Source organism: Colwellia sp., assembly GCF_013215345.1.
Lineage (GTDB): Bacteria > Pseudomonadota > Gammaproteobacteria > Enterobacterales > Alteromonadaceae > Colwellia.
Genome location: NZ_JABSOV010000065.1, coordinates 1 through 8,286, shown reverse-complemented (window position 1 = coordinate 8,286; position 8,286 = coordinate 1). Strand labels below are relative to the sequence as shown.

Sequence of the window (8,286 nt, the reverse complement as noted above, 5' to 3'; positions counted from 1 at the left end):
TACCAATTGTAAGTAATACTCAAATAAGCTTACTAAACTATTTAATAGTAACGTTTGGCGATCTTTTCACAATTGCATCGTTAAGTTCAATACCAATACCCGGCACTTCGGTCACCTGGAAAAAACCATCTACGGGTTGTGGGTCTTGTAAACATAACTCTCTGTTCCAGTCTTTAATCGCATAAGTATGATGTTCATGAATTAAGAAGTTAGGAATAGCCGTTTCTAAATGTAGTGATGCCGCTGTTGCAACCGGACCACCACAAACATGTGCCTGAATGCGAATATCGTATACATCGGCATAGTCGCAAACTTTTTTCGTTTCGGTAAAGCCGCCACATAAACCAACATCAGGCTGTAATACATCAATGCTTTGATCTTCAAAATAAGGTCTAACATCCCACCTATGGTACAAACGCTCACCACCGGCAATTGGCACATTAACGTTATCCGAAACCTTTTTATGTACAGCTGGATTTAAGTAGTTAACCGGCTCTTCATACATCATACAGCCAACTTCTTCGACAATTCTGCCCATTTGAATAGCTGATGCCGCGCCCATTAATGAATGCGATTCAAAAATAATATCAACATCTTCACCAACAGCATCACGAATAGCGCGTAGTCTATTACCAAACAAGCGCATTTGCGGTTTAGTAAATAATTTAGTGCGATCAAAAGATGAACTGCCATCACCGTTATAAACAATAGGGTCAACTTTTACCGCATCATAACCTTGTGCTACCGCTTTTAATGCCGCTTCTGCATATTGCTCCGGCTCAATGAGCTTCTTGATTTCGACATCCCAATCAAACTGCAGTTGGCTGGCATAAGTACGTAATTTATCATTGACCTTACCGCCCAGTAATTGGTAAACAGGCACACCCAACGCTTTACCTTTAATATCCCAAAGTGCGGTATCAATAGCGCTCATCGCGGAATACAACACAGGGCCGCCGCCTAAGCCCCAAAAACTTTCGCGTAACATGCGTGACCATAAAAGCTCGGTATTAAAAGGGTTAAAACCAATAAGTATCGCTTCACTGATCTCTTTAATCATGGCAGCAGCAGCACTATGACCCCAGTCATAGGCTAAACCCGCTTCACCAACACCGCTAATGCCTTCATCAGTGTGGATTCGAATAAATACAGGGTTCCAACCAATGCGCTTAGGGCAATGGATATCAAAAACTTCAACGTGAGTAATCTTCATATTTTTCTCAGTTCTTATTGGTAAGTTGGCTAAAAATTAAAGCTTAGCCCTAATTAATTCGTCTTCAATTAGTTAAAAATGATGAGCCATAGTTATTACAATTAAGGTTAAATGCTTTAATAGCAAAACAAAAATACTAAAATGAACTAATTAATAACATCGGTTAGTATTGGGATAACGGATAATGTAACCGCAACTCGCTAAAGGGCAAAGCTAGGGTCATTGCGATATACTCGACGAAGCATAGCTGGCCATGCTTTTTGACCGCCAGTTTCACCATCATGAACAATATTTGCTTGCGCTTTAATACCATCAATAATACTTTGCGGGGCATAAATGGGCTGCATACCTGATGCCATTACTTGCAACTGTATTTCACAGGCACGGGTTAAATCATACATATGCATAAACGCATCACCTATGGTTTTTCCCATAGTTAAGGCGCCATGGTTACGCAATAACATAAAGTTATTATCACCTAAGTCATTTTGCAATCTAAGCTTTTCTTCATCGTTAACCGCCAAGCCTTCATAATCGTGGTAACTCATCGAGGCTAGAGCAAACATTGAATACTGGCTTATTGGTAATAAACCTTTTTCGACACTGGCTACAGCAATAGTCTCGTTGGTATGGATATGTAAGGCACAAATATCGTCATGACGTACTTGATGTACGGCACTATGAATAGTAAAACCAGCCGGGTTGATCGTAAACGGGCAATCTTTATCAATAATATTGCCGTCGATATCAATTTTAACTAAATTGGAGGCGGTTATTTCTTCAAAAGCTAAACCAAAAGCATTGATCAAAATATGCTCGGTGCCGGGAATACGTGCTGAAATATGGGTATGGATAAGATCATCCCAACCATGCATTTGTAATAAGCGGTAACAAGCCGCTAAATCGACCCGTAATTGCCATTCTTGTGCTGAGACTTTGTTTTTTAAATCGAGTTTAGGCAGTTGCTGCATTTCAAGCACTCTCTTCATTGTGGTAAATAGTTTAGAAAAGTAGATAATATAGCTGATTTTACCTGATGAAGATCAAGCTATAAAGTCGTTTAAAGCTATTTACAGCATCATTTTGATAATGGCCGAGACTATTAAGACAAATACTAGTATAGGTATAACTTTACTGTACTTACCTTGTTGTTCTTCTGTCATGGGTTTACCAAACTTCTCCCCCAAAGTAACCATCAGGAACACGGCGAAAAAGACACAAGCCAAAATAATTATTAATGTCATTTTTTTCTCTTTTTATTTATTTTTTAAGTAGTTTTTTATACCCAGTTTTCGCAAAATCGATTACCATAGCGTTCAGTGCAACTTACCATTTTATATCGCTATGCAGCAAACCGATAATTTTTACCAAAAACGTCGTTTTATCATCAAATTAGGCAAAGCTTTACATAAGCTAGGCTCTACCGCTTATCGCCTAGAAGACAACCTTTTATCTATTGCTAAATTTCTTGATATTCGCGCTTCATTTATCATTACGCCGACGGCACTTACCTTTATCTTATCTGATGATGAAGATGATCAGCAATATAATCATTTAGTTCGTGTTAGCCCAGGAGATATCGATCTAGGATCTTTAGCGCGCATTGATGAACTTGTTGATGAATTAATCAATGGTCAGCGCACCTTAGCTGAAGCGATTGAGCGTTTAGCCGAAGTTAAAAATAAACCAGCTCCGTATGGCACATTTCTATCCTTTTTAGCTTTTGGTGCTTCAAGTGGCGCCTTTGCCATGTTAATGCACACCAGTTGGCATGATGTCTTCTGGTCGGCCATCTTAGGCTGGGTTATTTTTGGCTTTGTTCTTTGGGCGGAAAAATCTCGCCGTATGGCAGATTTACTTGAGCCCCTAGCCGCGCTATCAGCATCATTGCTAGCTTCAGCAATATCAATATTTGATCCTAGTATCAATATACCCATGGTCATTCTCTCAAGCATCATAGTATTTATACCAGGATTATCGTTAACCGTTGGATTGTCTGAACTTGCTGCGCGACATTTAATGTCAGGTACCGCGCGTATCATGGACAGTATCATGATGTTATTTAAGCTTTACTTCGGTGCCGTCTTAGGTATGGCATTAGGTAACTTGATGTGGGGAAGCGCGGTCTTTGTTCCTCCTGAAACTATGCCGGTGTGGACCTCATGGCTTGCAGTAACAACCTTGTCAGCAAGTTTAGTTGTGCTATTTAAAGTCAGGTTAAAAGACGCCCCTTGGGGCATGATTGCGGGCTATATCGCCTTTGGTGTTAGCATCTGGGCAAGTACATACTTAGGTGTCGCCTTAGGTGCTTTTGTTGGCGCTTTCGCCCTTGGTTTATACAGCAACTTGTTTTCACGGGTGATGAACTTACCTTCCAGTATTGTCAGGATACTCGGCTTAGTTGTATTGGTACCTGGCTCTAAAGTCTATATTGGTTTAAATAGTGCTATCTCTGGGCAGAATATGCTAAATGTGCCCGATTTAGGTTCACAAACATTTTTGATATTTATGTCACTGGTTGCAGGTATTATCTTTTCCAATGCGGTATTACCACACGGTAAAACTTTATAATTAGAAACTAATATCATTAGCGTCTATTTATCTTTCGAGATAACTTTTACAGCAGTTCATTTGATATGTAGGTAAGGCAGAGCGCACAAGGTGTAGCTGATTACATGAATGTGCGATAACGTAGTCTACATTTCAAACAACAACTGCCCTATGGGTTCATTTAAAGCGTCTTTGCTCGTTTTTTACATAGAATAACAATGCTACAAAAGGGCTTAAAGATACTGAGGCAACGTGGAGCTATAATCAAAGCCTTTCAACAGTCCGGCTTTTTCAATGAACAAGTTCAAGACTGGCATATTATTAATACTCGCTTTCTTACCATAAATAAAGTAGCTGCTAGTCACTAACCTTTACCTTAAATAATATAAAACGCCTCGCCTTTTTATTGCACAAAAAGACTAACTCATTAATTTCCTTACCAAACAATCTTATTGATAATTATTATCATTAAGGTTATTATAAACGCCATTATTTAAGAGTCATTTTACGCTGAGAATTATATGTACGTTTGTATTTGCCATGGGGTTACCGACACACAAATTGAGTCGGCAATTGATAATGGCGCAGAAACTATGAAGCAGTTAACAAGTGAGCTTAATGTCGGTTCGCAATGCGGCAAGTGCTGTCAATGTACTAAGCGTGTACTGAACAGAAAGTTATTGCAAATTGCTGAAGCACAACCAAAAGTAGCTTAAACTGAGCAATTAGCTTTCATAAAAGCCTGCCACATTACCAACCCGATAAAGTACTAATCCATCATCGCCTGCAAATAATTTTCTATACCTGCATGGTCAATAATATATTGTTGTGATTCAATCCAATCAATTTGCTCTTCTACATTTTCTAGCAAGTCTTCTGCTAAATCCCTACTAATATAATCTTCTAGCTTTTCACTCTCTACAATAAGTGCTTGTAAAGCCTTTCGAGAAACATACTCTAAATCCATATTAGCTTGTAGCATCTCCGCCGCATGTTCACCTATATGTAACCGCCCCAGATCCTGTAAATTGGGTAAGCCTTCCAAAAATAATATCCGCTCAATCAAGTCATCGGCTTGCTTCATTTTTTCAATAGAAAGTTTGTAGTCGGCTTTGTTAAGCTTATCTAAGCCCCAGTTTTTATACATGCGAGCATGTAAAAAATATTGATTAATTGCTATTAACTCAATACCTAAAGCACTATTAAGCAGCGTAAGTATTTGTTTATTGCCTTTCATTATGACTCCCCTTACCCTGGTAGATGCTGACCCATATGTGATTGGATATAATTTTGCAAGCCTACTTTATCAATGAGACCAAGTTGTTTTTCAAGCCAATAAACATGATCTTCCTCAGTATCTTCAAGTAACTTCTCTAGAATCTCTCGGCTTTGAAAATCCCCCTCACTCTCACATAAAGTGATAGTGCATTTTAGTGCAGCGACCACTTCCATTTCAAGAATTAAGTCATTCTTAAGCATACTCGGAACATCACTACCAATAAGTAAATCTCGGCGAGATTTTAGGTTAGGCGTACCTTCAAGGAATAAAATACGCTTGATTAACGCATCGGCATGGGTGATCTCTTCTTGCATTTCATGATCTAGTTGCTCATAAAGTTTATCTAAGCCCCAGTCTTGATACATTCGCGAATGAGTAAAGTACTGATCAATTGCAGCTAATTCATTGTGTAACAAGCCATTTAGACTCGCTATAACTTTTGCATTACCTTTCATCTGACACCTCAATATAACAAGTTAAAAAACACTGATATTCGGTTGTCTTAAAGACTAGTTGAAAGATCAGGGTTTATCGAATTATTCGACTAATTATCTGTTACTAAGTGTTTATTTTATAAGTGAAAACCATTAGCATTTGCATTATTAATTATGACTAGATTATCCGTATTAAAATGAGCTAACATCAGGTAAAGTTCATCAAAACTCTAAGGTTAAATTGTCAATAAGCATAACAAATAGCCGTCTAAACTTCTAAAACTTGATAATATCAAGAAATCAATATAGAATCCGCGTCCTAAAGAATTTTTGTGTTAATGAAGATGGTAAGAATCCATCACTGTTCCCGCAACTGTAAATGAAATAATATTGAGTTTCACCACTAATATAATTTCAAAGTCAGATAGCTAACCAAAAAAACTATACTCATAGCAAACGGATTAAAATAAGAAATTACTTATTTAATTCGATTGGTATTATTTATTACCGTGCGGGAAAACACGAGTTTATTTATGTCGACACTCCTTAATATCTCTCAGCTAAGCTGGCAAGTTCAAAATAAAGCCATCTTACAAAACATTAACTTCAATGTCCGCAAAGGTGAAGTGATCGGTATTATTGGTCCCAATGGTGCGGGAAAAACTAGCCTATTACGCTGTATAACCAATCAAAACAATATTCTCGCCAGCACCAATGTTACCGGTAGCGTACAATTAAAAAACCGCGCCATAACTCAATACAGTGCTAAAGAAGTTGCCCAACATTTTGCACTAGTCATGCAAAAAAATGACACCATTTTTGCCTTATCCGTGCAGGATGTAATGAAAATGGGTTTGTTACCGCACAAAACGCTTTTTTCACTAGACAGCGATCACGACAAAGCACAAATCAACTTAGCGCTGAAAAAAGTAGGGTTAGAGCAGGCACTACATCATAGCTTTAATCAACTATCGGGTGGCGAACAACAAAGGGTATTAATTGCCCGAGCACTTGTGCAAGCGAGTCAAGTTTTGATCCTTGATGAGCCAACCAACCATTTAGATGTTTTTTATCAACATCAGGTATTACAACTGGTCAATAAACTTAATATCACTGTTATCATGACAGTACATGATCTCAATTTAGCCAGTTTATACTGCCAACGCTTACTACTATTAAATCAAGGTCAATTAATTTGTGATGGCAGTCCAGAGGAAGTACTGACACCTAAACAATTAAGCCAAGTATTCGGTCTACCTTGCCAGCAAAGTGTTGATGCGATGACAGGTGCTACCCAAGTATCTTTCTACTTGCCTGAGACCGATGAGCACCACAGTCGTTTTTCGGAGTCAGTTGATGAATAAAGTTACTACTATCTTTTTGGTCTTGATCGCTTTAGTCATTTTATCTGCGATGGCAGCCGTAACCTTTGGCCCTGCTGATATCGACTCAGCAGAGTTAATTAGCTGCTTAGTCGGTAGCTGTCAAAACCAAATAGCTAATATTGTTATTTGGCAAGTACGTATTCCAAGAGTGTTAGTTGCCCTAGTCGCAGGAATGGGCTTAGCTATTGCCGGCGCTATTTTACAGAACACCACACGCAACCCGCTTGCCGATCCTTATCTATTTGGTATTGTTTCGGGCGCAGGCTTAGGCGCAACAATCGCTAATATATCATTGGCTGATAACCTCACCGTAGCCTTACCTTTGGCAGCATTTCTAGGCGCACTATTTTCCGTCATCATAGTGGTATTTATCGCTAAGGTGCTTCAGCGTATGGAGCAACTATTGCTCGCCGGCGTTGCCGTTTCATTTATGCTTGGCTCAATTACGCAATTTATTTTATATTTTGGCGAACCCTTTGCCACCAACCGCGTTATTTTCTGGCTTATGGGCAGCTTAGCGCGTGTTGAGATGGCTAACTTCTACGTCATTGCTAGCGTACTTATTGTAGCAATAGTTACCGTTATTGCGGTACACAGGCAAATAGATGCGCTTTTATTGGGTGATGAAAGTGCTGCCAGCTTGGGCGTTGATGTCGATAAGTTACGCCTACTTATGTTAGGAATTTGTGCTGCCCTGACCGCAACGATTGTTGCCTATTGCGGCGGTATTGGCTTTGTTGGCTTGATGATACCCCATATTGTTAGACAACTGATTGGCGTAACAACCCTGAAATTAATTATTGGCAGTGCCTTAATTGGCGCTATATTTCTTATATGGGTGGATGTTATTGCTCGCTCATCATTACCACACGCCGAAATACCCATTGGCATTATAACCTCGGCACTCGGGAGTATATTTTTCTTATTTATCATGTATCGCTCTCGCGCGATAACTTAACAAATTAATATTTAATAAATCCATGTTTAATAAAATAAAACAGCAGAGGTAATCCTATGACTGATGAAAAAACAACTGACAGCAAAACGACTGATAAGCACAAGCAAAGAATGCAAAAACTAAAAGACAAAGTTGATTCTCGCATCGATAGCGCCACCGATGAGCGCGGCATACTTATAGTCATAACAGGTAATGGTAAGGGCAAAAGCACTTCTGGTTTTGGTACTGTCGCCCGTGCGGTTGGTCATGGTCTTAATGCTGCTGTTGCACAATTTATCAAGGGGACCTGGGCGTGTGGTGAGCGAAAATTACTTGAAAATGCAGGTGTTAAATTTAGTGTTATGGGCACTGGTTTCACTTGGAATACGCAAGATAAAGAAAAAGATATTGCTGCAGCAAAGCAGGTATGGATTAAATGCAAAGAGTTACTCAGCGATAACAATCTTGATTTAGTGTTACTTGATGAG

10 protein-coding genes and 1 riboswitch are annotated in these 8,286 nt (G+C 39.0%); of the genes, 5 read left to right on the top strand and 5 right to left on the bottom strand.

Going from position 1 to position 8,286, the window contains the following annotated elements; all coding sequences use genetic code 11:
• Window positions 1-37: 37 nt before the first annotated feature.
• The 3 genes from HRT50_RS11280 to HRT50_RS11270 form a co-directional block, all read right to left on the bottom strand.
• Window positions 38-1,213: a mandelate racemase/muconate lactonizing enzyme family protein gene (locus tag HRT50_RS11280; protein WP_291614450.1), complete on the bottom strand. Its 1,176-nt coding sequence runs from the start codon at window positions 1,211-1,213 to the stop codon at window positions 38-40.
• Between the two features lie 200 nt (window positions 1,214-1,413).
• Window positions 1,414-2,184, bottom strand: coding sequence for a class II aldolase/adducin family protein (locus tag HRT50_RS11275; RefSeq protein WP_291614448.1), 771 nt, complete (start codon window positions 2,182-2,184; stop codon window positions 1,414-1,416).
• A gap of 99 nt (window positions 2,185-2,283) precedes the next feature.
• A complete protein-coding gene (locus HRT50_RS11270; RefSeq protein WP_291614446.1) occupies window positions 2,284-2,457 on the bottom strand; it encodes a hypothetical protein in 174 nt (57 codons plus the stop codon).
• 100 nt (window positions 2,458-2,557) lie between these two features.
• On the opposite strand from HRT50_RS11270, the gene HRT50_RS11265 reads away from it, so the two are divergent.
• Both HRT50_RS11265 and HRT50_RS11260 read left to right on the top strand, forming a co-directional pair.
• Complete coding sequence (locus HRT50_RS11265) at window positions 2,558-3,784, top strand: threonine/serine exporter family protein (protein WP_291614444.1); 1,227 nt, start codon at window positions 2,558-2,560, stop codon at window positions 3,782-3,784.
• A 500-nt stretch (window positions 3,785-4,284) separates the two neighbouring features.
• On the top strand, window positions 4,285-4,479 hold the full coding sequence (locus HRT50_RS11260; protein ID WP_291614442.1) for a (2Fe-2S)-binding protein: 195 nt from the start codon (window positions 4,285-4,287) through the stop codon (window positions 4,477-4,479).
• Window positions 4,480-4,532: 53 nt separating this feature from the next.
• On the opposite strand, the gene bfr (HRT50_RS11255) is transcribed toward HRT50_RS11260, so the two are convergent.
• Both bfr (HRT50_RS11255) and bfr (HRT50_RS11250) read right to left on the bottom strand, forming a co-directional pair.
• The gene (bfr, locus tag HRT50_RS11255) at window positions 4,533-5,000 is read right to left on the bottom strand and encodes a bacterioferritin (RefSeq protein ID WP_291614440.1); all 468 of its coding nucleotides are present in this window, start codon (window positions 4,998-5,000) and stop codon (window positions 4,533-4,535) included.
• A gap of 11 nt (window positions 5,001-5,011) precedes the next feature.
• The gene (gene bfr / locus HRT50_RS11250; RefSeq protein WP_291614438.1) at window positions 5,012-5,497 is read right to left on the bottom strand and encodes a bacterioferritin; all 486 of its coding nucleotides are present in this window, start codon (window positions 5,495-5,497) and stop codon (window positions 5,012-5,014) included.
• A 292-nt stretch (window positions 5,498-5,789) separates the two neighbouring features.
• Window positions 5,790-5,924: riboswitch (cobalamin riboswitch) on the top strand.
• 85 nt (window positions 5,925-6,009) lie between these two features.
• Here bfr (HRT50_RS11250) and HRT50_RS11245 point away from each other — a divergent pair.
• The 3 genes from HRT50_RS11245 to HRT50_RS11235 all read left to right on the top strand — a co-directional run.
• Window positions 6,010-6,840 carry an ABC transporter ATP-binding protein gene (locus HRT50_RS11245; protein ID WP_291614436.1) on the top strand — a complete coding sequence of 277 codons (831 nt, stop codon included), beginning with the start codon at window positions 6,010-6,012 and terminating at the stop codon, window positions 6,838-6,840.
• Window positions 6,833-7,819 carry an iron ABC transporter permease gene (locus tag HRT50_RS11240; protein ID WP_291614433.1) on the top strand — a complete coding sequence of 329 codons (987 nt, stop codon included), beginning with the start codon at window positions 6,833-6,835 and terminating at the stop codon, window positions 7,817-7,819. Before HRT50_RS11245 ends, HRT50_RS11240 begins: the two co-directional genes overlap by 8 nt.
• A 56-nt stretch (window positions 7,820-7,875) precedes the next feature.
• Window positions 7,876-8,286 (top strand): cob(I)yrinic acid a,c-diamide adenosyltransferase (locus HRT50_RS11235; RefSeq protein WP_291614431.1); only part of this gene is annotated, 411 nt, incomplete at its 3' end.

Excerpts from the sequence above, each read along its gene's own strand:
- HRT50_RS11280 (WP_291614450.1), bottom strand. The coding sequence starts at position 1,213 with ATGAAGATTACTCACGTTGAAGTTTTTGATATCCATTGCCCTAAGCGC.
- HRT50_RS11275 (WP_291614448.1), bottom strand. The coding sequence starts at position 2,184 with ATGCAGCAACTGCCTAAACTCGATTTAAAAAACAAAGTCTCAGCACAA.
- HRT50_RS11270 (WP_291614446.1), bottom strand. The coding sequence starts at position 2,457 with ATGACATTAATAATTATTTTGGCTTGTGTCTTTTTCGCCGTGTTCCTG.
- HRT50_RS11265 (WP_291614444.1), top strand. The coding sequence starts at position 2,558 with ATGCAGCAAACCGATAATTTTTACCAAAAACGTCGTTTTATCATCAAA.
- HRT50_RS11260 (WP_291614442.1), top strand. The coding sequence starts at position 4,285 with ATGTACGTTTGTATTTGCCATGGGGTTACCGACACACAAATTGAGTCG.
- bfr (WP_291614440.1), bottom strand. The coding sequence starts at position 5,000 with ATGAAAGGCAATAAACAAATACTTACGCTGCTTAATAGTGCTTTAGGT.
- bfr (WP_291614438.1), bottom strand. The coding sequence starts at position 5,497 with ATGAAAGGTAATGCAAAAGTTATAGCGAGTCTAAATGGCTTGTTACAC.
- HRT50_RS11245 (WP_291614436.1), top strand. The coding sequence starts at position 6,010 with ATGTCGACACTCCTTAATATCTCTCAGCTAAGCTGGCAAGTTCAAAAT.
- HRT50_RS11240 (WP_291614433.1), top strand. The coding sequence starts at position 6,833 with ATGAATAAAGTTACTACTATCTTTTTGGTCTTGATCGCTTTAGTCATT.